This is a genomic window from Mycetocola zhadangensis, assembly GCF_003668565.1.
Lineage (GTDB): Bacteria > Actinomycetota > Actinomycetes > Actinomycetales > Microbacteriaceae > Mycetocola_A > Mycetocola_A zhadangensis.
This window is the reverse complement of sequence record NZ_RCWJ01000001.1, coordinates 81,485-105,619: the sequence shown is the minus strand read 5'-3', so window position 1 is coordinate 105,619 and position 24,135 is coordinate 81,485. Positions and strand designations below refer to the sequence as shown.

Sequence of the window (24,135 nt, the reverse complement as noted above, 5' to 3'; positions counted from 1 at the left end):
CAGGCCCGGCAATCGAATCTACTCGATTACCGGGCCTGTCGAACAATCGGTGACCTACTCGCTAGTGCGAGCGCTCGACCGGCGTCTCTTTTTTTACTTTACAGAGCCGCCTGCAGCGACGATCTTCTGCTCAGCTGATCCGGAGACTTTGTCAACCGAAATGTTCAGCTTCACGTCGATGTCGCCGTTTCCGAGGACCTTGACCTTCTCGTTCTTGCGAACGGCACCCTTGGCGACGAGGTCGGCGATTGTGACGTCGCCACCCGTCGGGTAGAGCTCGGCGAGGCGCTCGAGGTTGACGACCTGGTACTCGACGCGGAACGGGTTCTTGAACCCGCGCAGCTTCGGAGCACGCATGTGCAGCGGCAGCTGGCCACCGGCGAAGCCGGGGCGAACCGAGTAGCGTGCCTTGGTGCCCTTGGTACCACGGCCAGCAGTCTTACCCTTTGAGCCTTCACCGCGACCAACACGGGTACGTTCCTTCTTCGAGCCCTCAGCGGGACGAAGGTGGTGCACCTTGAGCACCTGCGGGCGAGGAGCGGACTCCTCAGCCTTCTTGGCGGGGGCCTTCTTCGCAGGAGCCTTGGCCACGGGGGCGTCAGCGGCTGCGGAGTCAGCCTTGGCGGAAGCCGCCTTGGCCGGAGCCTTCTTTGCGGGAGCCTTCTTTGCAGCGGGCGCCTTTGTGTCAGCCGTCTTTGCAGCGGCCTTCTTCGCGGGAGCCTTTTTGGTGGTCTCCTCGGTGACGTCGTTCTTGTCAGCCATTAGTCGATCTCCTCAACCTTGACGAGGTGAGCAACAGTGTTGACGTAGCCACGGTTCTGCGAGTTGTCCTCACGGACAACAACAGCACCAATGCGCCTCAGTCCCAGGCTACGCAGTGTGTCGCGCTGGTTCTGCTTCTCACTAATTTTGGATTTGATCTGCGTGATTCGCAATGACGCCATTACGCACCTACCTTTGCGGCTGCGTTAGCAGCGGCCTGGGCCTCGACCTGCAGCAGCTTGGCAGGAGCGATCTCGTCGTACTCCTTGCCACGGCGTGCGGCAACGGCGCGGGGCTCTTCGAGCATCTTCAGCGCCGTAACTGTGGCGTGAACGATGTTGATCGTGTTCGACGAACCGAGTGACTTGCTCAGAACGTCGTGGATGCCTGCGCACTCGAGGACGGCGCGGACAGGACCACCGGCGATAACACCGGTACCCGCAGCGGCCGGACGCAGGAGAACAACACCTGCGGCTGCCTCACCCTGGACGGGGTGCGGGATGGACGAGCCGACGCGAGGAACGCGGAAGAAGTTCTTCTTCGCTTCCTCAACACCCTTGGAGATGGCGAGAGGCACTTCGCGAGCCTTGCCGTAGCCGACGCCGACCATGCCGTTACCGTCTCCGACGACGACGAGTGCGGTGAAGCTGAAGCGACGACCACCCTTGACGACCTTGGAAACGCGGTTGATGGTGACAACGCGCTCGAGGAACTGGTTCTTGTCAGCGTCGCGGCTGTTACGCTCGCGGCCCTGATTGCGCTCTCCGCGTCCACCACGGCGGCTGTCACGTGAGTCGGTGCGACCCGAGCTCTCGGTTCCAGCAGCGGTTTCGACCGGCTTCTCAACGGCTGGCAGTTCTGCAGCAGCCGCAACTTCGGTCTTCTGTACATCACTCACAGGTTCAACCCACCCTCTCGAGCACCTTCAGCGATTGCCGCAACGCGACCCGCGTAACGGTTACCACCGCGGTCAAAAACGACTTCTTCGATACCGGCGCTCTTCGCACGCTCTGCAACGAGTTCACCGACCTTCTTGGCCTTGGCGGTCTTGTCACCGTCAAAGGTACGGAGGTCAGCTTCGAGGGTCGATGCCGATGCGAGGGTGAAGCCCTTGCTGTCATCAACGACCTGCACGAATACGTGACGAGCCGAACGGGTCACGACGAGGCGCGGACGAACCGCTGTTCCCTCGATCTTCTTACGGAGGCGCGCGTGACGACGGTCACGGGCAGCCGACTTGGACTTTACGGCCATGGTTACTTACCAGCCTTTCCGGCCTTGCGGCGAACAATCTCGCCGGCGTAACGCACACCCTTGCCCTTGTACGGCTCAGGCTTGCGAATCTTACGAATGTTGGCAGCAGCCTCGCCGACGGCCTGCTTGTCGATACCAGACACCGTGAGCTTGTTGTTGCCCTCGACGGTGAGTGTGATGCCGGCAGGCGGGTCAATCAGGACCGGGTGGGAGAAACCGAGGGCGAACTCAACCGAGCTGCCCTTCTGTGCCACGCGGTAACCGGTTCCGACAACTTCAAGGCCCTTGGTGTAGCCCTGTGTGACGCCGATGATCTGGTTGCTGATGAGTGTGCGGGTGAGTCCGTGCAGCGAACGCGACTCGCGCTCGTCGTCGGGACGGGTGACCAGAACCTGGCCATCCTCAACCTTGACCTCGATGGGGCTAGCTGCGTTCAGTGCCAGCTCACCCTTCGGGCCCTTGACGGTGACAGCTGAGCCGTCGACCGATACGGTGACCCCTGCAGGGATCTCAATGGGAAGTCTTCCAATACGCGACATATCTGGCTACCACACGTAGGCGAGAATTTCTCCGCCCACGCCCTTCTTCTCAGCCTGCCGGTCTGTGAGCAGACCAGAGGAGGTGGACAGGATGGCGACGCCGAGGCCGCCGAGAACCTTGGGGATCTCCGTCGACTTTGCGTAGACACGGAGGCCGGGCTTCGAAACACGCTTGATGCCCACGATGGAGCGCTCGCGGTTCGGGCCGAACTTAAGGTTCAGCGTGAGGGTCTGTCCGACGCGAGCGTCAGCAACTTCCCACCCTGCGATGTATCCCTCAGAGGTGAGGATGTCTGCGATGTGGCTCTTGAGCTTCGAGTGCGGCATGGACACGGTGTCGTGGTGCGCCGAGTTCGCGTTGCGCAGTCTGGTCAGCATGTCTGCGACCGGATCTGTCATTGTCATGTGTTATTTCCTTTGTTCACCAGGTTTCGTTCACCCGTTACACGAATGACGACCTGTGGTGGTTAGGGGAGAAACGGATGCTCCGCCCCCCTGATCTCCACGCTCGAGTGCGCCGGACACCTGATTGTTGCCAAAAAGGTGCCGGCGCAGCCGTGCGAGAAAAATCTTCAGTTGTCAGCGACCGCAGTGTGGGCCGGCTGCAAGCAACCGACCCACTCTACCGCTACTTTGCTGAGTCTGTTGACGTGAAGGGGAATCCGAGCGCCTTGAGAAGCGCGCGGCCCTGCTCGTCGGACTTCGCCGTCGTAACAACGGTGATGTCCATTCCGCGGACGCGGTCGATTTTGTCCTGGTCGATTTCGTGGAACATCGACTGCTCGGTCAGACCGAAGGTGTAGTTACCCGTGCCATCGAACTGCTTCGGGCTCAGGCCGCGGAAGTCGCGGATACGAGGAAGCGCGAGGCTCAGCAGGCGGTCGAGGAACTCCCACATGCGGTCGCCACGAAGCGTTACGTGGGTTCCAATGGGCTGTCCTTCGCGCAGCTTGAACTGTGCGATCGACTTGCGTGCCTTGGTAACCTGCGGCTTCTGACCGGTGATCTTGGTCAGGTCGGCAACTGCACCGTCGATGATCTTGCCATCGCGGGCTGCCTCGCCGACACCCATGTTCACGACGATCTTGGTGAGCGTCGGAATCTGGTGAACGTTGGTCAGGCCGAGGTCCTTGAGCAGCTGCTGCTGGATCTCTGCCTTGTACTTCTGCTTGAGGCGGGGCTGGATTTTGCCAGCCTCCACTGCCGTGTCAGTCATTAAAGGTCCTTACCTGACTTCTTGGCGTAACGAACGCGGACCGTCTTGGTGACGCCGTTCTTCGTTACTTGCTCATTACGGTGGCCAACTCGCGTCGGCTTCTTGGTCTCGGGGTCAACGAGAGCCACATTCGAGATGTGGATCGGAGCCTCGTGTGTCTCGACGCCACCGGTCTTCGTTCCGCGCTGGGTCTGACCCTGGCGGACGTGCTTGGTGACGTAGTTAACGCCCTCAACGATGACGCGGTTCTTCTCGACCAGGACCTGGAGGACACGACCCTGCTTGCCGCGTGAACCGCCGCGAGCCTGGGTTGCGCCTGAGATGACCTGGACGAGGTCGCCCTTTTTGATCTTCGCCATGACTAAATAACCTCCGGTGCCAGCGAGACGATCTTCATGAACTTCTTGTCGCGAAGCTCGCGACCGACCGGTCCGAAGATACGGGTACCGCGGGGGTCGCCGTCGTTCTTCAAAATCACTGCTGCGTTCTCATCGAACTTGATGTAGGAGCCGTCCTGACGACGAACTTCCTTCTTGGTGCGAACGATGACCGCCTTGACGACGTCACCCTTCTTGACGTTTCCGCCCGGGATCGCGTCCTTCACAGTGGCGACAATCGTGTCGCCAAGGCTGGCGTAACGACGACCGGATCCACCGAGAACGCGGATGGTGAGAAGCTCCTTGGCGCCGGTGTTGTCGGCAACCTTGACTCTGGATTCCTGTTGAATCACTTTTTACTCCTTCGCTCAAGCAAGCCGCGGGGGCTTACTTGGCCTTCTCGAGGATCTCGACCAGGCGCCAGCGCTTGGTAGCGCTGAGCGGACGGGTCTCGCTGATCAGGACGAGGTCGCCGATGCCGGCGCCGTTGAGCTCGTCGTGCACCTTCCTCTTGGAGGTGCGGCGGATGACCTTGCCGTAAAGCGGGTGCTTTACGCGGTCCTCGACCTCAACGACGATGGTCTTGTCCATGCGGTCGCTGATGACATAGCCACGTGCGGTCTTGCGGTAGCCACGGACAACGGCCTCAGCCTCTGCTGCGGCGACCTCGGGAGCTGCGCCCTTAGCGTCAGACTTAGCCATTACTTGGCCTCCTCAGTCTCGGTTTCGGGTGCCGCGTCAACGGCATCCTTCTTCTTGGTCTTCTTCGCAGCCTTGGCCGGAGCCGCAGCAGGGGCCGCAACCGGGGTGGCCCGAATGCCGAGCTCGCGCTCACGGATAACCGTGTAGATGCGAGCGATGTCACGCTTTACAGCGCGCAGGCGGCCGTGTGTCTCGAGCTGGCCGGTAGCCGACTGGAAGCGCAGGTTGAACAGCTCTTCCTTGGCCTTGCGCAGCTCGTCGACAAGACGTTCGTCTTCAAATGTGTCGAGCTCAACGGGGGTGAGCTCCTTGGAACCGATCGCCATTATGCGTCGCCCTCCTCGCGCTTGATGATGCGTGCCTTGAGAGGCAGCTTGTGGATTGCACGGGTCAGTGCTTCGCGGGCGAGTGTCTCGGGGACACCAGCAACCTCGAAGAGCACACGGCCGGGCTTGACGTTAGCGACCCACCACTCGGGCGAACCCTTACCGGAACCCATGCGGGTTTCAGCAGGCTTCTTGGTGAGCGGACGGTCGGGGTAGATGTTGATCCAGACCTTTCCACCACGCTTGATGTGACGCGTCATGGCGATACGAGCGGACTCGATCTGACGGTTGGTCACATAAGCGGGTGTGAGGGCCTGAATGCCGTACTCTCCGAAGCTGACAACGGTTCCACCGGTGGCCTGGCCAGTGCGGTGTGGACGGTGCTGCTTGCGGTGCTTGACACGACGTGGAATAAGCATGATTAAGCCGTAGCCCCTTCTGCAACCGGTGCGTCTGCACGAGGTGCGCGACGCGGACGGTCACTGCGCTCGGGACGGCTCGACTTAGCGTTTGCCTGCTCGCGAGCGAGTTCCTTGTTGGTGATGTCGCCCTTGTAGATCCAGACCTTCACGCCGATACGGCCGAAGGTGGTCTTTGCCTCGTAGAAGCCGTAGTCGATGTTCGCGCGGAGCGTGTGCAGCGGCACACGGCCTTCGCGGTAGAACTCCGAACGGCTCATCTCGGCGCCGCCGAGGCGGCCGGAGACCTGGATGCGGACACCCTTGACTGTCGAGGTGCGCTGGGCGCCCTGCAGACCCTTACGCATCGCGCGGCGGAAAGCCACACGTGCGGAGAGCTGCTCGGCGATGCCCTGTGCAACCAGCTGAGCGTCAGCTTCGGGGTTCTTGACCTCGAGGATGTTCAGCTGGATCTGCTTGCCCGTGAGCTTCTCGAGGTCGGTACGAATACGCTCCGCTTCAGCGCCACGGCGACCGATCACAATACCCGGACGGGCGGTGTGAATGTCGACGCGGACGCGGTCACGGGTGCGCTCGATCTCGATGCGCGAAACACCGGCGCGGTCAAGCGAGGTGCCGAGCAGGCGACGGATCTTGACGTCTTCAGCAACGTAGTCGCTGTAGCGCTGGCCAGGCTTGGTGCTGTCGGCGAACCAACGCGACACGTGGTCGGTGGTGATGCCGAGGCGGAAGCCGTATGGATTTACTTTCTGACCCATTACTTCGTACCCTCCTCAGGAGTGGCGAGCACAACAGTGATGTGGCTGGTGCGCTTCAGAATCTGGAATGCCCGGCCCTGTGCACGCGGCTGGAAACGCTTGAGGGTTGCACCCTCGTCAACGTATGCCTTGGCGATGTACAGGTCCTGCTCGTCCAGGAACTGGTTGTCCTTGTCTGCCTTGACGCGAGCGTTCGCGATAGCAGAAGCAACCAGCTTGTAGACGGGCTCTGACGCACCCTGAGGTGCAAACTTCAGAATGGCCAGGGCCTCGGTGGCCTGCTTTCCGCGGATCATGTTGACGACGCGGCGGGCCTTCATGGGGGTGACGCGGATGTGACGCACTCGTGCGACTGACTCCACCATTTCTCTCCTCCTTTTCGTCACCGCGTTAGCGGCGACGACCCTTCTTGTCATCCTTCACGTGTCCACGGAAGGTGCGGGTGGGTGCAAACTCGCCGAGCTTGTGCCCGACCATCGACTCGGTGATGAACACCGGGATGTGCTTGCGACCGTCGTGCACCGCGATGGTGTGCCCAAGCATGTTGGGGACAATCATCGAACGGCGCGACCAGGTCTTGATGACGTTTTTGCTGTTGGCCTCGTTCGCACGAACCACCTTGCGGAGCAGGTGGTCATCAACGAAGGGGCCCTTCTTAAGACTGCGTGGCATCTTCTACAACTCCTACTTACGCTTCTTGGTGGCGGTACGGCGACGAACGATGAGCTTGTCGCTTTCCTTGTTCGGGTGGCGGGTGCGGCCTTCTTTCTGACCCCACGGGCTGACCGGGTGACGTCCACCGGAGGTCTTGCCCTCACCACCACCGTGCGGGTGGTCGACCGGGTTCATGGCGACACCGCGGACGGTCGGGCGGATGCCCTTCCAGCGGCTGCGGCCGGCCTTACCCCAGTTGATGTTCGACTGCTCGGCGTTGCCGACCTCGCCGATGGTTGCGCGGCAGCGTGCGTCGACGTTGCGGATTTCACCCGACGGCAGGCGGAGCTGCGCGTAGGGGCCGTCCTTGGCGACGAGACGAACCGATGCGCCTGCTGAACGTGCCATCTTGGCGCCTCCACCCGGACGCAATTCGATTGCGTGGATGACGGTACCGGTTGGGATGTTCTTCAGCGGCAGGTTGTTGCCCGGCTTGATGTCAGCGCTTGCGCCCGACTCGACAACGTCGCCCTGTGAGAGCTTGTTGGGAGCGAGGATGTAGCGCTTGGTGCCGTCAACGTAGTGCAGGAGCGCGATGCGCGCCGTGCGGTTGGGGTCGTACTCGATGTGAGCGACACGGGCGTTGACGCCGTCCTTGTCGTTACGACGGAAGTCGATAACGCGGTACTGGCGCTTGTGGCCACCACCGATGTGACGGGTCGTGATGCGGCCCTGGTTGTTGCGACCACCGGTCTTGGAGAGCGGACGCAGAAGCGACTTCTCCGGGGTCGAGCGGGTGATTTCAGCGAAATCAGCAACGCTCGATCCGCGACGACCAGGTGTCGTGGGCTTGTATTTGCGAATAGCCATAGTTTTTCCTTACGCCCCTTAGCCGACAGCCGTGAAGATGTCGATGGAACCGGACTTGAGCGTGACGATCGCACGCTTGGTGTCCTTGCGCTTGCCGATACCGAACTTGGTACGACGAGTCTTACCTGTGCGGTTCAGTGTGTTGACGGACGCGACCTCGACCTTGAAGATCTTCTCGATAGCGAGCTTGATCTCGGTCTTGTTCGAACGGGGGTCGACAACGAAGGTGTACTTACCCTCGTCGATCAAGCCGTAGCTCTTCTCGGAGACCACCGGCGAGATGATGATGTCGCGCGGGTCCTTGTGAATGTTGGACATGACTAGGCCTCCTCAGTGACGTCAGCAGACGAAGCAACTGCCTTGACCGACTTGCCCTTGACCGGACCGGCGACGAAAGCGTCGAACGCGGCCTTGGTGAAGATGATGTCGTCCGAGACGAGAACGTCGTACGCGTTCAGCTGGTCGAAGTTGATGACGTGAACGGATGGGATGTTGCGGACAGCCTTGTAGCTGAGCACATCGTCGCGCTCGAGAACGATGAGAACGTTCTCCGAGTTGGCGATCTGCGTCAGGTACTCGGTGGTTGCCTTGGTGACACGTTCCTCGGCGACGACGAAGGTCTCCACAACGTGGATACGCTCGCCGCGTGCGCGGTCGGAGAGTGCGCCGCGGAGTGCAGCAGCAATCATCTTCTTGGGGGTGCGCTGCGAGTAGTCGCGGGGCACTGGACCGTGGACGATGCCACCGCCGCGCATCTGAGGAGCACGGATCGAGCCCTGACGAGCGCGACCGGTTCCCTTCTGCTTGAACGGCTTGCGGCCTGCACCAGAAACCTCGCCACGACCCTTGGTCTTGTGAGTTCCCTGGCGGGCTGCTGCGAGCTGAGCAACAACGACCTGGTGGATGAGCGGGATGTTGGTCTGGACGTCGAACACCTCGGCGGGAAGATCGACCGATCCGGTCTTCTTTCCCTTGGTGTCGAGAACGTCGACCGTTGCGATGCGAGTTGCGTCGGTCATGTGACTACGCTCCCTTTACTGCGTTGCGGACGAAAACGATGCGGCCACGAGCACCGGGAACGGCACCCTTGACGAGCAGCAGGCCCTTTTCGGCGTCAACCGAGTGGACGTGCAGGTTCAGCACGGTAACGCGCTCTCCACCCATACGACCGGCCATGCGCATGCCCTTGAAGACACGGCTCGGGGTCGACGAAGCACCGATGGAACCGGGCTTGCGGTGGTTACGGTGTGCACCGTGAGATGCGGAAACACCCTTGAAGTTGTGGCGCTTCATGACACCGGCGAAACCCTTACCCTTGCTGGTTCCAACGACGTCGACCTTCTGGCCGGCTTCGAAGGTGCCCTCAACGGTGAGCTCCTGGCCGAGTGTGTAGTTCGATGCATCAGCGGTGCGAACCTCGGTGACGTTGCGGCGAGGCGTGACGCCTGCCTTGTCAAAGTGTCCTGCGTCCGGCTTGTTCACCTTGCGAGGGTCGATCTGGCCGTTGGCGATCTGAACCGCGTTGTAGCCGTCAACCTCTGGCGTGCGAATCTGCGTCACAACGTTCGGGGTGATCTCGATTACGGTCACGGGCACGAGCTTGTTGTTCTCGTCCCAGACCTGAGTCATGCCAAGCTTCTTGCCGAGCAGACCCTTGCTGGTCTTGTTCTGCGTAGACATGCGTTCCCTTAGAGCTTGATCTCGATGTTGACGTCGGCAGGCAGGTCGAGTCGCATGAGCGAGTCAACGGCCTTGGGCGTCGGGTCAATGATGTCGATCAGACGCTTGTGGGTGCGCATTTCGAAGTGCTCCCGGCTGTCCTTGTACTTGTGAGGTGAACGGATGACACACACCACGTTCTTCTCAGTCGGAAGCGGCACCGGGCCAACTACCGTGGCACCCGCGCGGGTTACTGTGTCGACGATCTTGCGCGCCGAGGTGTCAATGACCTCGTGGTCGTATGACTTAAGTCGAATGCGGATCTTCTGTCCCGCCATGTTTGACTCACTCTCTGTCTTGCGTCTTACGAATTGCTTCGCATTGGACGCGCTTCTTAGCGTTTTTCAACGCTGGGCACCACTTGCTGTCGCACCACTATTTTTCTGTCAAGTCTTTGTCGCTCCCCCGCCGCCTGCCGGGCCACACGCACAGCAATGCTCTACGTCTGTGGCTCATCTGCCAGTGTTGGGATTGTCGACCAAGTCGATGCTCTGCTGCCCGCGGCCTAGCTCTACTCTCGAAACGAGGGTGATCTATGCACTACCTGGCAGTGATTCCGGCGCGAAGGCACGGAAATGTTGAACTAGACGAGTCTGACAGATGGATGCCGTTTATGCAACCCGGGCGTGTCGCGTTGGGCGTGGCGGAATTCCGGGGAACGACGAAGCGGCCGATCCGATCGGACCGGCCGCTTCCGTTCGAGGTCGCCCTATTCGTTCCCGACGGCTTTGTCGGCACCGTCACGGGCCCTGTCGATCTGCCCGTCGAACTTTCCGCTCGTCACTCTCTTGGCTGCATCCGCCACCGAATCCAGAAGCTTGTCGCTCGCGCCCTCCGCCTTTTCGCTTTTAAGGGCGTCCTTGACCTGGTCGCTCTGAAGGAAGGCCTGCGCCTTCTTCGTGTAATCGTTGAATCCCATGTGCGTTCTCCTCTACCCGGCTTTCGTCTCAGCCTGTTCGGGCCCGCAAACATTCTGCCTGCTGGCGTCAGCCCGATGCAAAGGAATAGAAGAACGGATGCCAGAACTCACATCGCGAGCGAAATCATCGCCTGTGCGCGTGGGAGGTTCCCCAGCCGGCGGCCCCTGAGGGGGGTGGGGCCGCCGGTGGTCGTGACCGAGGGGGGTGTTGTCACGGTGGACTTCACTCTATCGTTACCTGAGGATTCGTCATATATGGAGACGCGCGTCAGGCTCCCCCAGTTCGGGTGACCGCTTTCGGGCACCAAAAAAGGGGCCGGGCCTGCTGGCCCGACCCCTTTGAGGAATCGTCAGTAGTGAAAACTACTTGATGATCTTGGTGACGGTACCTGCACCGACGGTGCGGCCACCCTCACGGATTGCGTAGCCGAGGCCCTCTTCCATGGCGATGGGCTGGATCAGCTCAACGGTCATAGCGGTGGTGTCGCCAGGCATAACCATCTCGGTGCCCTCGGGCAGCGTGATGACGCCGGTGACGTCCGTGGTGCGGAAGTAGAACTGCGGACGGTAGTTCGCGTAGAACGGGTTGTGACGTCCACCCTCTTCCTTCGACAGGATGTAGGCGGTGCCTTCGAAGTTGGTGTGAGGGGTAACTGAACCCGGCTTCACAACAACCTGTCCACGCTCAACGTCTTCGCGCTTCGTGCCACGGAGAAGAAGACCACAGTTCTCGCCGGCCCATGCCTCGTCGAGCTGCTTGTGGAACATCTCAATACCCGTGACGATGGTCTTCTGCGTCGGGCGGATGCCAACGATTTCGACCTCGGAGTTGAGTGCGAGGGTTCCACGCTCGGCGCGGCCCGTAACAACGGTTCCACGACCGGTGATCGTGAAGACGTCCTCGATCGGCATAAGGAACGGCTTGTCCTTGTCGCGAACCGGGTCAGGAATGTTTGCGTCAGCAGCTTCCATGAGCTCCAGAACAGCGTTGACCCACTTCTCGTCGCCCTCGAGAGCCTTGAGGCCCGAGACGCGAACAACAGGAGCGTCGTCGCCGGGGAAGCCCTGGCTGGAGAGGAGCTCGCGAACCTCGAGCTCAACGAGCTCAAGGATCTCTTCGTCGTCAACCATGTCGGACTTGTTCAGTGCGACCATGAGGTACGGCACGCCGACCTGCTTTGCGAGCAGGACGTGCTCACGGGTCTGGGCCATCGGGCCGTCGGTAGCAGCAACCACGAGGATTGCGCCGTCCATCTGTGCAGCACCGGTGATCATGTTCTTGATGTAGTCGGCGTGGCCGGGTGCATCAACGTGAGCGTAGTGACGGTTAGGCGTCTCGTACTCAACGTGCGAAATGTTGATCGTAATACCGCGCTGGCGCTCTTCAGGAGCCGAGTCGATCGACGCGAAGTCGCGCTGAACGTTCGTTGCCGAAGGGAACTTGTCAGCAAGCACCTTCGAGATGGCGGCGGTAAGGGTGGTCTTGCCGTGGTCGACGTGACCGATCGTACCGATGTTTACGTGCGGCTTGGTCCGCTCGAACTTGGCCTTAGCCACTATGGTCCTCCTCAGGACTGATGTAGCGACGCCGGGCACTGGATTGCAACCGGTTTACTACGGGGATTTATGTTCTTTATGTTACTAGGTCGCGGCTGGGGATCGCACGAGTGCTCGTGTTATCCCCAGCCGCAGGGCGATTACTCGCCCTTGCTCTTCTGGATGATCTCCTCGGCGACAGCCTTCGGAACCTCCGCGTAGCTCTCGAACGCCATCGAGTACACGGCACGGCCGGAGGTTTTGCTCCTCAGGTCGCCGATGTATCCGAACATTTCGGAGAGCGGAACTTTGGCGGTGATGACCTTCACACCGGCAGCATCTTCCATCGCCTGGATCTGTCCACGACGAGAGTTGATGTCACCGATGACGTCACCCATGTACTCCTCGGGGGTACGCACTTCAACGGCCATCAGCGGCTCAAGGAGAACCGGGTCAGCCTTGCGTGCGGCTTCCTTGAAGCCCATGGAACCCGCGATCTTGAACGCCATTTCTGACGAGTCAACATCGTGAGCAGCACCGTCGAGCAGGATCGCCTTGACACCGACGAGCGGGTACCCGGCAAGGATACCGACCTGAAGTGCGTCCTGGAAACCAGCGTCGATGGAAGGGATGTATTCGCGAGGGATACGTCCACCGGTGACCTTGTTGTCGAACTCGTAGGTCTGTTCTGCGGTGATCTCGAGCGGCTCGAGGCCGAACTGGATCTTCGCGAACTGGCCGGAGCCACCGGTCTGCTTCTTGTGGGTGTAGTCGTGCTTGACAACCGCGCGGCGGATCGTTTCGCGGTAAGCAACCTGGGGCTTGCCCACGTTGGCTTCAACCTTGAACTCACGCTTCATGCGGTCGACGAGGATGTCGAGGTGCAGCTCGCCCATTCCGTGAATAACGGTCTGGCCGGTCTCCTGGTTCTGCTCAACGCGGAACGTCGGGTCCTCTTCAGCAAGCTTCTGGATAGCTGTTCCCAGCTTCTCCTGGTCCTGCTTCGTCTTCGGCTCAATTGCAACCGAGATGACGGGCTCAGGGAAGGTCATCGACTCAAGCACAACCTGGTTGTTCGGGTCACAAAGGGTGTCACCGGTAGTGGTGTCCTTGAGGCCGATAACCGCGTAGATGTGACCAGCGGTCACGAAATCCACGGGGTTTTCCTTGTTGGCGTGCATCTGGAAGATCTTGCCGATGCGCTCTTTCTTACCCTTGGTCGAGTTGATGACCTGGGCGCCGGAGTCGAGGTGACCCGAGTACACGCGAACGTAGGTCAGACGACCAAAGAACGGGTGAACGGCAACCTTGAACGCGAGAGCCGCGAACGGCTCAGCAGCGTCGGGGTGACGGAGAATAATCTTCTCTTCGTCGCGCGGGTCGCGAGCCTCGGTTGCCGGCACGTCGAGCGGGTTCGGCAGGTAGTCGATGACAGCGTCAAGCATCGGCTGGACGCCGCGGTTCTTGAACGCCGAGCCGCAGAGAACCGGATAGATCTCACTGTTGACCGTGAGCTTGCGGATCGCAGCCTTGATCTCAGCAACGGTGAGGTCTTCGCCACTGAAGTATTTCTCCATCAGTGCGTCGTCGGTCTCGGCGACGGTCTCGAGGAGAAGCTTGCGGTACTCAGCAGCCTTCTCAGCGAGGTCGGCCGGGATCTCTTCGATGGCGTACTTGGCGCCCATCTCGACGTCACCCTTGCTGTCGCCGCGCCATGTGAGCGCGCGCATCTCAACGAGGTCAACAACACCCTCGAAGTCACTCTCAGCGCCGATGGGCAGCTGGATAACGAGGGGCTTGGCGCCGAGGCGCTTGATGATGGTGTCGACGGTGAAGTAGAAGTCAGCGCCGAGCTTGTCCATCTTGTTGACGAAGCAGATGCGCGGGACGTCGTACTTGTCGGCCTGGCGCCAGACGGTCTCGGACTGGGGCTCTACGCCCTCCTTGCCGTCGAACACTGCGACAGCGCCGTCGAGGACGCGGAGCGAACGCTCCACCTCGACCGTGAAGTCAACGTGGCCGGGGGTGTCGATGATGTTGATCTGATTGTCGCCCCAGAAACAGGTGGTAGCGGCGGAGGTGATCGTGATGCCACGCTCCTGCTCCTGCTCCATCCAGTCCATCGTGGATGCACCGTCGTGCGTCTCACCGATCTTGTGGTTGACGCCCGTGTAGAACAGGATGCGCTCAGTTGTAGTGGTTTTACCGGCATCGATGTGAGCCATGATGCCGATGTTGCGGACCTTGTTCAGGTCGGTGAGCACGTCAAGTGCCACTGGGTTCCTCCAGGAAGTTTGGTGAGATGAGGGTGAACAGGCAGGCGGATGCCCCGGCACAGTTGCCGAGGCATCCTCCCGACGCGACTACCAGCGGTAGTGTGCGAATGCCTTGTTCGACTCGGCCATCTTGTGCGTGTCTTCGCGGCGCTTGACCGCGGCACCGAGGCCGTTTGAGGCGTCGAGGATCTCGTTCATGAGACGCTCGGTCATGGTCTTCTCGCGACGACCCTTGGCGTAGCTGGTGAGCCAGCGGAGTGCCAGGGTGTTTGCGCGGTGCGGCTTGACTTCGATCGGCACCTGGTAGGTCGAACCACCAACGCGGCGTGACCGAACCTCAAGGGTCGGGCGAACGTTGTCGAGCGCCTTCTTGAGTGTGACGACGGCATCCTGGCCGTTCTTAGCCGAAACGCCTTCGAGCGCCGTGTAAACGATGCGCTCTGCGAGGCCCTTCTTGCCGTCAACAAGAATCTTGTTGACGAGCTGGCTGACGATGGGTGCGCCGTAGACGGGGTCTGCGACGACGGGGCGCTTTGGTGCTGGTCCCTTACGAGGCATTACTTCTTCTCCATCTTTGCGCCGTAGCGGCTACGAGCCTGCTTGCGGTTCTTCACGGCCTGCGTGTCGAGAGCGCCGCGGATGATCTTGTAACGGACACCCGGAAGGTCCTTTACACGTCCACCACGAACCAGGACCATCGAGTGCTCCTGGAGGTTGTGGCCTTCACCTGGGATGTAGGCGGTGACCTCGGTGCCGTTGGAGAGCTTCACACGAGCGACCTTACGCATCGCCGAGTTCGGCTTCTTCGGGGTAGTGGTGTACACACGGGTGCATACGCCACGCTGCTGGGGGTTGGCCTTAAGAGCGGGAGCCTTGGTCTTGGTGACCTTCGGCGTGCGACCCTTACGGACCAACTGCTGAATAGTTGGCACTACTTCTCCTTGTTTGTGCTGCACGGTGACAGCGGCAATGTTGCTAGCATTCGCGCGAGGCGAGTTCAATGGACCCACCGGCTGCGCAGAGGAGCGCAGCTTTTGGTGTGGTGGGTATGCCGTGGGAGTCGGCGCTTTCGCTATCCGACCCGGTGTGTGAGAGTTGCCTAACCTCAAGCGGACCGTTTCGGGCTCGAGTTAAGAGCGCGACAAAGCGCACACCCGTGAAATACTACCCGGGGGTCAGGCTGCGGTCAAGCGAACGAGGCGCCGATTGAAGCCCCGTCGCTCACCTCAGCCGACGCAACCCACCCGGTCCCTTTGTTGGTACGGAAAAGGCCGCAGTTCACGCGGAACTGCGGCCTTTGCCACGCTCGATGACCGAGGCTGTGAATGCGCCTTACGGGGCGTAGACGAACATCGCTCCGTCTTCCCCAAACGCTTCGATGACGCCGTCGATATCGAAGTTGAACGGAGGCGTTGATGTCGGGAAGGTCTCACCCGTGGCTGGGTCGCGGCCGTCGGCTGTTGGTTCGGCAGAGCCTTCAGCGTCCGTGGAGACGGGCCAGACGCCATCGGCGAACTCACCGATCGAGAAGGTCGGCTTCGTGACGTTCCACTTGATGTTGCTCAACTCGAAGTTGCGCGGGTTCGTGGTCGCGAACGGGCATCCTGCCGGAGCGAGTTCGGTTGCAGCGATACAGGCGTCGAGCCAGGCATTGACGGCGTCTGTCGCGGCCGCTGTGCCTTCCTCGGTCATCGCGATCTCCAGGACCTGCGCGTCTGCTTCGTCTGCCTCAGCTCCGAAACCGAGCACTGACGCCTCAAGCTCCTCTGCGCTGAACCAGTCTGCGTCTCCCCCGAGTGCAACGGGGTACGTGCCGGGAAGGGCGCGGAGGGTGTAGACACCACCCACCTTTTCGAGCGTTGAGACGTCGACGCCGGCTACATCGATTGGAGTGTCGTCCGGTGCGTTTGCCCCGACGGCGATGCTGGAGATCGGAGGTGACTCCAGCTTCCACTTGTCGAAGAAGACCGCGTCCTTGCCAGCCTTGGTGAGTGTGAACTCCTGGTCGTACTTTTCGCCGCCCTGGGTGATGCTTGCCGTGACGCTCGCTGTTTCGCCCTCGGTCGTGACCTCACCGAGGGTGTACCGGGTGATGCGGTCACCCGCTTCGGCATAAGCCTTCTTGGTGAGCAGGAGATCGGTCTTCTCAACCTTCGTCCCTGACACGTCGAACGCCGCGGCGACATCGCCCTTTTTGAGGGCGTCGAGGTACGCCTTTACCTGCAGCTCAGGCGCGTGAGCTGCGGAGCCGAGGCTGAAGCCGACGACGCCACCGATGATCAAGAGCAGAGCTACGGAGCCACCGGCAATCCACGGTACGAGGCTCTTTTTCTTTTTCGGGTTCGCCGGAGGTGTCTGCGAGCCCGCCGGGTATGCGCCGGCGGGCGGCTGTGGAGGGTAGCCACCCGTTGCGTTGGGCTGGGCGGGGTACGCGGCTGTCGCCTGCTGCGAGTACGCACCCGACTGTTGTGGGTACTGCGGTGCCTGCGCGGGGACCGGCTGTTGCGGGTACTGCTGCGTCGGCTGTGCGGGGACCGGGTACTGCGGTGCCTGCTGCGCGGGGACCGGCTGCTGCGGGTACTGCTCGGTCTGCTGAGTGGGCACCGCCTGCTGCGGATACTGCTCGGTCTGCTGTGCGGGAGTTGGCTGCTGCGGCGTGTTCTGCACGGGAGCCGACGGGTACTGCCCTGGCTGCACGGCGGCAGCGGGTAGCTGCTGTGGATACGGATGCTGCTGGGCGGGCTGCTGATATGGCGGGTGAGTCGGCCCCGGAGCCGGAGCTTGCTGAGTGGAAGCCTGGTCGCCTGAAGGCTGCTGCGCCTGTCCCCATGGGTTCGGCACCGGAGGCCACGGATTCTGCTCGTGTGGGCCTGTGTGGTCGGTAGTCATGTATCCCCCGGGTTCGAGTGCTGGCGTCGGTAGCGCCAGCCTACTGAGCAATCGGCGCCCGGTCGCTGGGGAGAACTCCCCATGCCGCGGGCCGGGGAACTGACGTGCGTTGACGAGTCGCGAGCTACCAGGACGGAGGAGCGTCGAGCTCGAGTGTCAGGTCGGCAAGCAGCGCTTCGATCTGCGGTTCGACATAACGCGCGACGGCTTCGAGGATGCGCTCGCGGTGCGGCTCAATGGCCAAGCACACTAGTTTACCCGCGTGGATGGCGCACTCGTCGGCGAGCCGAATCTCGGTGCGGAGTGCCGCCTTCTCTTCTTCGGTGAGCGGCGCCGGCAGGTCTTCGGCAACGGGCTCCTCCGCTCCGGCGAGACCGGCCAGGGTGAAGAGGTAGGGTTCACCTGGCACCGGGTCAGGGTCGACCGGCAGGCCGTCAAACTCCGGGTCGAGCCCACGGTCTGGCCGATACGACCTGGCCTTGCGCTCCTCGGCCGCGTCGAGCTCACGCTGAAGCAGGGGCAGGTTGCGCACCGTGTACTCGTCGACAACATCGTCGACGATCGACTTGATTCGGGTGGACAGTCCGTGCTGCACGGCGTGCGGCACGTCGTGGTCAAGACCGACGGCAGCCATCACGGGGGATCCGAAGCAGCGGCGGCAGAGCCGCGTTCGGCCCTGGTGCGTCGAGGGTTGCCAGCGAGGAAGCCACTTGAGCCACGCGTCGACCGCCTGGCTGACCCTCGTGTCGAGCGACCGATCCATGATTCTGAGGGTACCTCTCTACTTCTCCCACGGCCACAGTGGACGCGCCGGGTGCGAACCACCCGCTGCGAGGATCAGTGCGAAAGCGAGGTAAATCAGCACCGCCAGGAGACCGACGGCCACAGCGTAAAGCTGCAGGATGGCATCCGCTGCGAAAAGAAGTCCTGAGAACAGTTGGCCAACCGTTTCCCCGTAGAGGAATGAGCCGATCAGGATGTACGCGAAGAATGCGACGACGCCCGTTGTGATGGCGCGACCGAGGGGCACGCGAACCGGGTCACCAATCAACGCTTCCCTGGCCCGGACGACCGAGGCTTCGTAGCCTCGTGCCCCCTGGAGCAACGCGAGCAGCACCGTGAGGACGGCGCTGGCCGTCGCCGCTGGGCCGACGAGGGGGCCAGCGTCAGGTTGGGAGACCACGTCGGTGTTGGTGAGCAGGCTGATGAATCCGAAGGCACAGACGACGAGGGCGAAGTAGGTGAAGGTCGCGAAAACGGCGAGCACATACGAGTAGGCGACCGGCTGTGAGCCGTCGTTCCCTGGCTCGGTGTCGTGCATGGTGCGCTCGCTCAGTCGAGGGCGACGCGGACGCGATATTCACCAAAACGGATGTCAGCACCCGGCTCGAGCGGGGTGGCGACCTCGGGCGGGCAGGGTGTGAGTGTTCCGTTCGCGGCGACCATGTATGTGCCGTTGGTGGAGTTGAGGTCGATGATCCAGACGCGGCCATCGGAGACGCCGAGCACAGCGTGCGTTTTGGAGACGCTGCGTTCGATGTCGTGAAGCGGCGCGAGCGCGGTCACGCCGTATCCGTCCTGCTGCTGAGGGTCGCGACCGACGATGAGGCCGGAGGTGAGCGGAAGCACAACTCCGTCGGGGAGCACGAGTCTGGGGCCGATGTCCGGAGCGGCTGGTGCCACCGGGGCGACGGGCCCCGTCGGTGCAGCCGGCGCTTGCACTGGGGCAAGAGCTTGCACCGGGGCCGGTGCTGCCGGGGGCGGTGGGGTCGGCGTCCGGCCATACAGGGTGGGCGCAGGGCCAAACTCAGGCTTTGCAACGGGGATCGGTACGGCGTGATCCGAAGACGGGACCGTGTCGAGGTTCACGTCCATGCCTGGCGGCATCCCGATCTTAAACTTCGGCGGCTCGGGGGCGGGCTGGGCGTCAGTTGGGGCGCCGGTGGGAGGAAGCGGGGGCCGCGGTGGAATCGACGTGCCGTTCCAGTCAGCGGGGAGGTCGGAGTTGTTCGTCATTTGTCGCTGCTCCCCCTTCGGCGTTTACGCGTTCCCCCGGTCGGTGTCGTCTTGCGTGCTGAGTTCGTTGGCCGCGAACTGATGCGGAATTTACTGAGCTGACGACGCCACCAGCCTACAGCGGAGGCCGCGATCTTGGAGGAGCTCTCCGATGCCGACCAGAGGTCGTCGACGCGGTCGTCTGGCGCGTCGACACCGGCGAACACTGCCTCGTCCGCTCCCGTCGCGAGCCGGGTCAGGAAGCCGGAAGCTGACTCGGGTGCGCTTGGCGCAGCATCCGTTCTCTCACGTTCCAGAGTCGTCGTCGCCGAAACCTGCGCACCGAGATCGCGCGCGAGCATGCCGCGGGTGCCGACAGGCGGAACAGTGAAACCGAGTTCGGCGTAGCTGTCGAGCGCTTCGTCCCAGGCACCGGCGGCGCGGGCGTCAGCCGTCGCGGCCTCCCGCCGCCGAGTGCGGCGCTTCGCCTTCAGCGCAGCGATGATGAGGAGCGGAACAAGGTAGAGAACGAGCGGGATGCCGACGATCCAGAGGATAGCAACCAGCCACCCGGGAAGGGCGAACTCGTCGTCATCCTTCTTGTCGTCGTCGCTGTCGTTGATATCGACGTTGGTGAGCAGGTCTTCGGCCTGCTTCTCGGCACGCGGGGGCTGGCGCACCTGGGGCTGGGGCTCGGTCTTGGGTTTCGGGTTCTGGTCCTGCGGAATCTCTTTTTCGTCAGGCGTCGGCTGGAACGAGATCCACCCGATGCCTTCAAACGGCACTTCGACCCAGGCCGTGACGTCCTCACCCGTGATGGTGACCGCTTCGCCTTCTTCGACGTTCTCGGGGGCGAAGCCCATGACGACGCGCGCCGGGTAACCGAGCGAACGCGCCATGAGTGCGAACGCTGCAGCGAACTGCTCCTCGTCACCGATCATTTGGTTGCGGGTGAAGAGTTCTTCGATCCGGTCGGCGCCGTGGCCGGCACGTGACGGGACGGCGTCGGACGCGAGCCCGTGACTGAGGAAGCCGTTGACCTTGAGCTGGCGCTCGATCTCGCGCAGCTGGCCAATAGGATCGGTTGCGGTTCCGACGTATTCCGCCGCTTTGGCGGCGACGACGTCGGGAACACGGTCGACGGCGGGAAGCGTGACGTCGGCTGTCGGAACGTTCTTCAGTGCGTCGTCCGAATAGGCATCCTGCATGTCGGCATCGAAGCTGTAGCTGTATCCCTTTTTCACGCCAGAGGTGAGGACCGTTGTGGCGGTGGCTGCGTTGTATCGAAGGTCCTGCGTTTTGTCTTCGGGCTCGGTGGGTAGAGCAAGCTGGCTGGGGTAGCCGACGACCGGGAGCCAAACCCCCGAGTAGGCCTCAACGGAGACGGAGACGGAGCGCGTCGATCCCGACTTGAGCAGCGGCGCCTCCGGCATGGTCTCACCGACGAGGGTGAACGAACCGGATCCTCCGGTCTGGGCTTCGGGACCAGCGACATCCCAGAGCCTGCCGTCATAGGTGTCCATGACCGCGAGACGAACCTTGTCTGCAGCTTTCAGGCCTGAGACCTTGAGGAGTTCGGACTCGCCGAGGTCCTTGGTGTACTTTCGGAACCCACCGAGAGGGCTCGGGTAATCCTGTGGGTCGAACGGAGGCACGATTTTCTCACGCAGCACGAACCGGGACTCCGATGCGGGGACGAGCGCGGAGCCGGCGAGACCGGTGACGAGGACAGCCGCTACAGCGATGATGGCAGTCCCGATGAGTTTGTTCTTGTTGAGCCCCTTGCGCTCCTGCAGGCTCGCGTTTGTCGCCGATCCCCGGCGCCAGCCCAGCCAAATCAGGGCGACGACAGCGAATGCGATGCCGCGGACGCTAGCGAGGAACGGCGTCTGGGTCCCGATCAGGACGCCGAGCACGTACAGCGCGATCGGCCCAATGAGAAGGACGGCGAGCCTGCCGGGGGTACGGTCGTGGCGCGGCATCCAGCGCAGCACCAACACCGCCGAAACGAGGCCAACGATCCAGCCAGCGACGTACGGCAACACGGTGATGTAGTCGGGCGCTCCCACCGGCGCGGCGAGGGTCACGATGTCGGCCCAGCCGAAGACGGCTCCGAGCGCGAGGCCACGGATCGTGGTGAGGGTCGGGATCACCCCGAACAGCGCGTAGCCGGGCATCGCGAGAGCACTGCCGAGGACGAAGTAGACGACAATGGCGCCGAGCCCTGTGACGAAGGCGTTCAGACGGAACCGGTGTGAGAGGTACCCGGCGCCGGTTCCAATCAGAACGCCGCCGATTCCGGCGAGCAGGTAGCCGCGTTCGCCGAACGCTGGGGCGAAACCCCATACGCCGATGAGAGACAACGCGGTGACCACGGCGAGGTCTCGCCAGGTTGCCCGAGAAACAGTTCCGCGCGGAAGCGGAGGCTGCGGCACTTTCGGCTCCTTCGGCACGCGCGGCGCTTTCGGTTCCTTCGGAGCCTTGGGCGCCCGCGGTGCTTTGGCAGGCTTGGTCGGCTTTGGGGTCTTACCCGGCTGAGAGTTAGGGGTATTCATCGGCTCACTCATACGGCCCTCGCCATCACTCGAGGCAGATCGGAGAGCGCGCCGATCGTGACAATCGCGAGGCCAGCGACGTCCTGGATACGCGCGCGTGCACCTTCCTCGATCCGGAGGGCCATCACGTTGGTTTCCCCGCCGAACAGGCGCTGGATCGCGCGATAGTCGGAGGCGTCCATGAGCGACCCGGCGATGATGACTACGACACTGGGTGGCGGCAGGCGTTTCGTCGCTTCGCGGGCGAAGTCCCTGGCCGTTGCCGTTGACCCGGTGAGGGGCTCGATCCGGCAGGTGTCATCGAGCAGAGACGTAACCGAATGGGTCTTGAGCACCCGGTTCTCGGTCACAACGCTGATCTGGGTTCCGTCGCGGATGACCTGTGACCCAATGGATGCTGTCACCGAGATCGCGAGCTCCAATTCGGCGTCGCTGGCGAAATAGCGCGTGTCACTCGAGGAGATGATGGTCAGCTGGCTGCGGCGAGACTCTTCAAACTGACGCACCATGAGCTGCCCGGTTCGGGCGGACGTGCGCCAGTGCACATAACGCACGTCGTCGCCTGTGACGTAGGCGCGAAGGGCGTGGAAGGAAATGTCGTTGTTGGTGATCTTCTTGGTGATCTGACCCTCGAGGTCACGAACAAGGCCGGCAGCGGTCGGGTGCAGCCGGGTGGTGATGGGGTGCACGAACAACTCGATCTGGTCGGTCCACCGGACCGCTCGTCGGAACAGACCGAGCTGGTCACCTCGCACCGAGACTGCCGGCCCCGCGAGGATGACTGCGCGGCGGTTGGTCGGTACAGCGAAGAGCTCTTCGGTGTTCTCGCCGGGCTGGAGCCCACCGATGGCGAACTCCGCCAGCCCCTCCCCCACGGGCACTTCGAGTGTGGTGGCCGTCGACGGGCGCTTGCCAATGTTCGTGACCAGCACTCGACCAATCGCACGGTCGCCGACAATCACTCGTCGAGGATTCAACTCGATGTCGATGGAGTAGGTCGACCGACCGATGAGGAACAGCAACGCCACAAGAACGGCCACAAGCAGCGCGATGCCCATAAACGTGAGTTCCGGCCAGCCCAGCAGCAGTCCGAGAACCAGCGCAACGATCCCTGAGAGCAGGACAAGAGCACCAAGCCCTGAAACGACCTCAACGTATGGCGCGACAAGGCCCCAGCCCGCGCGCACCACCCGCGTTGTCGCCCTGGCACCGATCTGAGCGCCAGCGCGGAACGACGCCGCTACAGGCGCGAGGCCGCTGAGCCGCTTCTCCTTCGCGGGAGGCAGCACAAATTCCGGGGTCGCCTGAGCAACGTCCGCGTCTGGTTCAATCGCGATCGGAGGTGCGTCGAGGCTGGTCGTCATTGGGAGTGCGTGCGCCTAGGCGGCGCGGTAAGCGGGAACGGGCAGGTCAACCAGGATGCCGGCGATGATGTCCTCGGCCTTAACTCCGGCGAACTCGCTTTCGGCGTCGACGATCAGACGGTGCGCAAGCACAGGGATCGCCAGAGCATTGACGTCGTCGGGAGTCGCGTACATGCGACCGTGTGCGAGCGCCCATGTCTTGATCATGCGGGCGAGTGAGAGACCGCCGCGCATGCTCACGCCGAGCGCGACATCCTTGTGCGAGCGGGTTGCGTGCACAATGTCGGTCACGTACTCCATCACCGAACGGTCAACATGAACTTCGGATGCCAGTTGAGACATCGCGAGCAGCGAAGGTGCCGCAATAATCGGGCTGATCTTCGACGAACGCGATCGGTTAGCGGCGTCCAAAAGAAGGTCCACGGCAGTGGTGCGGTCCGGGTACCCGAGCGACGTCTTGATCAGGAAGCGGTCGAGCTGAGCTTCCGGAAGCTTGTAGGTACCTGCCTGCTCAACCGGGTTCTGGGTTGCGATCACCATGAACGGCTTTCCGACCGGGTAGCTCTCACCGTCAACGGTGACAACTCCCTCTTCCATTACCTCGAGGAGCGCGGACTGGGTCTTCGGCGACGCACGGTTGATCTCATCGGCGAGCACGACAGACGAGAAGATCGGTCCCTTGTGAAACTCGAACTTGTTGGACGCCTGGTTGTAGATCGTGACACCGGTGACGTCCGACGGCAGCAGGTCGGGCGTGAACTGGATGCGCGAGTTCGTTCCCTCGAGCGTGTTCGCGAGTGCCTTTGCCAGCACCGTCTTTCCGGTTCCCGGGAAGTCCTCGAGCAGCACGTGGCCCTCGCTCAGCATGGCGGCGATGACGAGCTTGATCGTCTCCTCCTTGCCGAGGATCGCCTGGCCCACGTTGTTCACGAGCGAATCGAACGCTCCCGCAAACCAGGCTGACTGTTCCTGTGTGACGCTCACTTTGCAACTTTCTGTTCAAGA

32 protein-coding genes are annotated in these 24,135 nt (G+C 62.2%); all 32 read right to left on the bottom strand.

Annotation, left to right across the window (positions count from 1 at the left end):
• Positions 1–93: 93 nt before the first annotated feature.
• The gene (gene rplO, locus D9V28_RS00495; protein WP_121657779.1) at positions 94–762 is read right to left on the bottom strand and encodes a 50S ribosomal protein L15; all 669 of its coding nucleotides are present in this window, start codon (positions 760–762) and stop codon (positions 94–96) included.
• Positions 762–944 carry a 50S ribosomal protein L30 gene (rpmD, locus tag D9V28_RS00490; RefSeq protein ID WP_121657778.1) on the bottom strand — a complete coding sequence of 61 codons (183 nt, stop codon included), beginning with the start codon at positions 942–944 and terminating at the stop codon, positions 762–764. Before rpmD ends, rplO begins: the two co-directional genes overlap by 1 nt.
• Complete coding sequence (rpsE, locus tag D9V28_RS00485; RefSeq protein WP_371869980.1) at positions 944–1,660, bottom strand: 30S ribosomal protein S5; 717 nt, start codon at positions 1,658–1,660, stop codon at positions 944–946. Before rpsE ends, rpmD begins: the two co-directional genes overlap by 1 nt.
• Complete coding sequence (rplR, locus tag D9V28_RS00480) at positions 1,657–2,016, bottom strand: 50S ribosomal protein L18 (RefSeq protein WP_121657777.1); 360 nt, start codon at positions 2,014–2,016, stop codon at positions 1,657–1,659. The genes rpsE and rplR overlap by 4 nt, the downstream gene beginning before the upstream one ends.
• 2 nt (positions 2,017–2,018) lie before the next feature.
• Positions 2,019–2,555 (bottom strand): 50S ribosomal protein L6, encoded by a 537-nt coding sequence (rplF, locus tag D9V28_RS00475; protein WP_121657776.1) that lies wholly within the window; start codon positions 2,553–2,555, stop codon positions 2,019–2,021.
• A gap of 6 nt (positions 2,556–2,561) precedes the next feature.
• On the bottom strand, positions 2,562–2,960 hold the full coding sequence (gene rpsH, locus D9V28_RS00470; protein ID WP_121657775.1) for a 30S ribosomal protein S8: 399 nt from the start codon (positions 2,958–2,960) through the stop codon (positions 2,562–2,564).
• 223 nt (positions 2,961–3,183) lie between these two features.
• The gene (gene rplE / locus D9V28_RS00465) at positions 3,184–3,771 is read right to left on the bottom strand and encodes a 50S ribosomal protein L5 (RefSeq protein ID WP_121657774.1); all 588 of its coding nucleotides are present in this window, start codon (positions 3,769–3,771) and stop codon (positions 3,184–3,186) included.
• Positions 3,771–4,130: a 50S ribosomal protein L24 gene (gene rplX / locus D9V28_RS00460; protein ID WP_121657773.1), complete on the bottom strand. Its 360-nt coding sequence runs from the start codon at positions 4,128–4,130 to the stop codon at positions 3,771–3,773. The genes rplE and rplX overlap by 1 nt, the downstream gene beginning before the upstream one ends.
• Positions 4,131–4,132: 2 nt before the next feature.
• Positions 4,133–4,501, bottom strand: a complete 369-nt coding sequence (gene rplN, locus D9V28_RS00455; RefSeq protein WP_121657772.1) for a 50S ribosomal protein L14 — start codon at positions 4,499–4,501, stop codon at positions 4,133–4,135.
• Between the two features lie 34 nt (positions 4,502–4,535).
• Positions 4,536–4,850 (bottom strand): 30S ribosomal protein S17, encoded by a 315-nt coding sequence (rpsQ, locus tag D9V28_RS00450; RefSeq protein ID WP_121657771.1) that lies wholly within the window; start codon positions 4,848–4,850, stop codon positions 4,536–4,538.
• Complete coding sequence (rpmC, locus tag D9V28_RS00445) at positions 4,850–5,176, bottom strand: 50S ribosomal protein L29 (protein ID WP_121657770.1); 327 nt, start codon at positions 5,174–5,176, stop codon at positions 4,850–4,852. Before rpmC ends, rpsQ begins: the two co-directional genes overlap by 1 nt.
• Positions 5,176–5,595: a 50S ribosomal protein L16 gene (gene rplP, locus D9V28_RS00440; RefSeq protein ID WP_108391772.1), complete on the bottom strand. Its 420-nt coding sequence runs from the start codon at positions 5,593–5,595 to the stop codon at positions 5,176–5,178. The genes rpmC and rplP overlap by 1 nt, the downstream gene beginning before the upstream one ends.
• A 2-nt stretch (positions 5,596–5,597) precedes the next feature.
• Positions 5,598–6,353: a 30S ribosomal protein S3 gene (rpsC, locus tag D9V28_RS00435; RefSeq protein ID WP_121657769.1), complete on the bottom strand. Its 756-nt coding sequence runs from the start codon at positions 6,351–6,353 to the stop codon at positions 5,598–5,600.
• Positions 6,353–6,718: a 50S ribosomal protein L22 gene (gene rplV, locus D9V28_RS00430; RefSeq protein WP_121657768.1), complete on the bottom strand. Its 366-nt coding sequence runs from the start codon at positions 6,716–6,718 to the stop codon at positions 6,353–6,355. Before rplV ends, rpsC begins: the two co-directional genes overlap by 1 nt.
• A 25-nt stretch (positions 6,719–6,743) precedes the next feature.
• Positions 6,744–7,025: a 30S ribosomal protein S19 gene (rpsS, locus tag D9V28_RS00425; RefSeq protein ID WP_108391775.1), complete on the bottom strand. Its 282-nt coding sequence runs from the start codon at positions 7,023–7,025 to the stop codon at positions 6,744–6,746.
• Positions 7,026–7,037: 12 nt separating this feature from the next.
• Entirely contained in the window at positions 7,038–7,877 is an 840-nt protein-coding gene (gene rplB / locus D9V28_RS00420; protein ID WP_121657767.1) for a 50S ribosomal protein L2, read from the bottom strand.
• Between the two features lie 18 nt (positions 7,878–7,895).
• Positions 7,896–8,195 carry a 50S ribosomal protein L23 gene (gene rplW / locus D9V28_RS00415; protein ID WP_121657766.1) on the bottom strand — a complete coding sequence of 100 codons (300 nt, stop codon included), beginning with the start codon at positions 8,193–8,195 and terminating at the stop codon, positions 7,896–7,898.
• Positions 8,196–8,197: 2 nt separating this feature from the next.
• Positions 8,198–8,896: a 50S ribosomal protein L4 gene (rplD, locus tag D9V28_RS00410; RefSeq protein ID WP_121657765.1), complete on the bottom strand. Its 699-nt coding sequence runs from the start codon at positions 8,894–8,896 to the stop codon at positions 8,198–8,200.
• Between the two features lie 4 nt (positions 8,897–8,900).
• Entirely contained in the window at positions 8,901–9,557 is a 657-nt protein-coding gene (gene rplC, locus D9V28_RS00405) for a 50S ribosomal protein L3 (protein WP_121657764.1), read from the bottom strand.
• Positions 9,558–9,565: 8 nt separating this feature from the next.
• Positions 9,566–9,874 (bottom strand): 30S ribosomal protein S10, encoded by a 309-nt coding sequence (gene rpsJ / locus D9V28_RS00400; protein ID WP_005050520.1) that lies wholly within the window; start codon positions 9,872–9,874, stop codon positions 9,566–9,568.
• Between the two features lie 431 nt (positions 9,875–10,305).
• Positions 10,306–10,515: an Rv0909 family putative TA system antitoxin gene (locus D9V28_RS00395; protein ID WP_121657763.1), complete on the bottom strand. Its 210-nt coding sequence runs from the start codon at positions 10,513–10,515 to the stop codon at positions 10,306–10,308.
• 363 nt (positions 10,516–10,878) lie between these two features.
• Positions 10,879–12,072: an elongation factor Tu gene (gene tuf, locus D9V28_RS00390; protein WP_121657762.1), complete on the bottom strand. Its 1,194-nt coding sequence runs from the start codon at positions 12,070–12,072 to the stop codon at positions 10,879–10,881.
• Between the two features lie 140 nt (positions 12,073–12,212).
• Positions 12,213–14,327, bottom strand: coding sequence for an elongation factor G (gene fusA / locus D9V28_RS00385; protein ID WP_121657761.1), 2,115 nt, complete (start codon positions 14,325–14,327; stop codon positions 12,213–12,215).
• An 87-nt stretch (positions 14,328–14,414) separates the two neighbouring features.
• Positions 14,415–14,885, bottom strand: coding sequence for a 30S ribosomal protein S7 (gene rpsG, locus D9V28_RS00380; RefSeq protein WP_108391782.1), 471 nt, complete (start codon positions 14,883–14,885; stop codon positions 14,415–14,417).
• Complete coding sequence (gene rpsL, locus D9V28_RS00375) at positions 14,885–15,259, bottom strand: 30S ribosomal protein S12 (protein ID WP_108391783.1); 375 nt, start codon at positions 15,257–15,259, stop codon at positions 14,885–14,887. The genes rpsG and rpsL overlap by 1 nt, the downstream gene beginning before the upstream one ends.
• Before the next feature lie 400 nt (positions 15,260–15,659).
• Positions 15,660–17,216: a zinc ribbon domain-containing protein gene (locus D9V28_RS00370; RefSeq protein ID WP_147440886.1), complete on the bottom strand. Its 1,557-nt coding sequence runs from the start codon at positions 17,214–17,216 to the stop codon at positions 15,660–15,662.
• Between the two features lie 124 nt (positions 17,217–17,340).
• Entirely contained in the window at positions 17,341–17,979 is a 639-nt protein-coding gene (locus D9V28_RS00365; protein ID WP_121657759.1) for a spermidine/putrescine ABC transporter substrate-binding protein, read from the bottom strand.
• Positions 17,980–17,997: 18 nt separating this feature from the next.
• Positions 17,998–18,537, bottom strand: a complete 540-nt coding sequence (locus tag D9V28_RS00360) for a DUF6121 family protein (protein WP_121657758.1) — start codon at positions 18,535–18,537, stop codon at positions 17,998–18,000.
• Between the two features lie 11 nt (positions 18,538–18,548).
• On the bottom strand, positions 18,549–19,232 hold the full coding sequence (locus D9V28_RS00355) for an FHA domain-containing protein (RefSeq protein ID WP_121657757.1): 684 nt from the start codon (positions 19,230–19,232) through the stop codon (positions 18,549–18,551).
• Entirely contained in the window at positions 19,229–21,646 is a 2,418-nt protein-coding gene (locus D9V28_RS00350) for a transglutaminase TgpA family protein (RefSeq protein WP_183086380.1), read from the bottom strand. The genes D9V28_RS00355 and D9V28_RS00350 overlap by 4 nt, the downstream gene beginning before the upstream one ends.
• A gap of 128 nt (positions 21,647–21,774) precedes the next feature.
• A complete protein-coding gene (locus D9V28_RS00345) occupies positions 21,775–23,130 on the bottom strand; it encodes a DUF58 domain-containing protein (RefSeq protein ID WP_121657755.1) in 1,356 nt (451 codons plus the stop codon).
• Positions 23,131–23,145: 15 nt separating this feature from the next.
• Entirely contained in the window at positions 23,146–24,114 is a 969-nt protein-coding gene (locus tag D9V28_RS00340) for an AAA family ATPase (RefSeq protein ID WP_121657754.1), read from the bottom strand.
• Positions 24,115–24,135: the final 21 nt, after the last annotated feature.

Bases quoted from the DNA above. Each gene is read 5' to 3' on its own strand.
- rplO (WP_121657779.1), bottom strand. From the start codon at position 762: ATGGCTGACAAGAACGACGTCACCGAGGAGACCACCAAAAAGGCTCCC.
- rpmD (WP_121657778.1), bottom strand. From the start codon at position 944: ATGGCGTCATTGCGAATCACGCAGATCAAATCCAAAATTAGTGAGAAG.
- rplR (WP_121657777.1), bottom strand. From the start codon at position 2,016: ATGGCCGTAAAGTCCAAGTCGGCTGCCCGTGACCGTCGTCACGCGCGC.
- rplF (WP_121657776.1), bottom strand. From the start codon at position 2,555: ATGTCGCGTATTGGAAGACTTCCCATTGAGATCCCTGCAGGGGTCACC.
- rpsH (WP_121657775.1), bottom strand. From the start codon at position 2,960: ATGACAATGACAGATCCGGTCGCAGACATGCTGACCAGACTGCGCAAC.
- rplE (WP_121657774.1), bottom strand. From the start codon at position 3,771: ATGACTGACACGGCAGTGGAGGCTGGCAAAATCCAGCCCCGCCTCAAG.
- rplX (WP_121657773.1), bottom strand. From the start codon at position 4,130: ATGGCGAAGATCAAAAAGGGCGACCTCGTCCAGGTCATCTCAGGCGCA.
- rpsQ (WP_121657771.1), bottom strand. From the start codon at position 4,850: ATGGCTAAGTCTGACGCTAAGGGCGCAGCTCCCGAGGTCGCCGCAGCA.
- rpmC (WP_121657770.1), bottom strand. From the start codon at position 5,176: ATGGCGATCGGTTCCAAGGAGCTCACCCCCGTTGAGCTCGACACATTT.
- rplP (WP_108391772.1), bottom strand. From the start codon at position 5,595: ATGCTTATTCCACGTCGTGTCAAGCACCGCAAGCAGCACCGTCCACAC.
- rpsC (WP_121657769.1), bottom strand. From the start codon at position 6,353: ATGGGTCAGAAAGTAAATCCATACGGCTTCCGCCTCGGCATCACCACC.
- rplV (WP_121657768.1), bottom strand. From the start codon at position 6,718: ATGGTGGAGTCAGTCGCACGAGTGCGTCACATCCGCGTCACCCCCATG.
- rpsS (WP_108391775.1), bottom strand. From the start codon at position 7,025: ATGCCACGCAGTCTTAAGAAGGGCCCCTTCGTTGATGACCACCTGCTC.
- rplB (WP_121657767.1), bottom strand. From the start codon at position 7,877: ATGGCTATTCGCAAATACAAGCCCACGACACCTGGTCGTCGCGGATCG.
- rplW (WP_121657766.1), bottom strand. From the start codon at position 8,195: ATGTCCAACATTCACAAGGACCCGCGCGACATCATCATCTCGCCGGTG.
- rplD (WP_121657765.1), bottom strand. From the start codon at position 8,896: ATGACCGACGCAACTCGCATCGCAACGGTCGACGTTCTCGACACCAAG.
- rplC (WP_121657764.1), bottom strand. From the start codon at position 9,557: ATGTCTACGCAGAACAAGACCAGCAAGGGTCTGCTCGGCAAGAAGCTT.
- rpsJ (WP_005050520.1), bottom strand. From the start codon at position 9,874: ATGGCGGGACAGAAGATCCGCATTCGACTTAAGTCATACGACCACGAG.
- D9V28_RS00395 (WP_121657763.1), bottom strand. From the start codon at position 10,515: ATGGGATTCAACGATTACACGAAGAAGGCGCAGGCCTTCCTTCAGAGC.
- rpsG (WP_108391782.1), bottom strand. From the start codon at position 14,885: ATGCCTCGTAAGGGACCAGCACCAAAGCGCCCCGTCGTCGCAGACCCC.
- D9V28_RS00370 (WP_147440886.1), bottom strand. From the start codon at position 17,216: ATGACTACCGACCACACAGGCCCACACGAGCAGAATCCGTGGCCTCCG.
- D9V28_RS00365 (WP_121657759.1), bottom strand. From the start codon at position 17,979: ATGGATCGGTCGCTCGACACGAGGGTCAGCCAGGCGGTCGACGCGTGG.
- D9V28_RS00360 (WP_121657758.1), bottom strand. From the start codon at position 18,537: ATGCACGACACCGAGCCAGGGAACGACGGCTCACAGCCGGTCGCCTAC.
- D9V28_RS00355 (WP_121657757.1), bottom strand. From the start codon at position 19,232: ATGACGAACAACTCCGACCTCCCCGCTGACTGGAACGGCACGTCGATT.
- D9V28_RS00345 (WP_121657755.1), bottom strand. From the start codon at position 23,130: ATGACGACCAGCCTCGACGCACCTCCGATCGCGATTGAACCAGACGCG.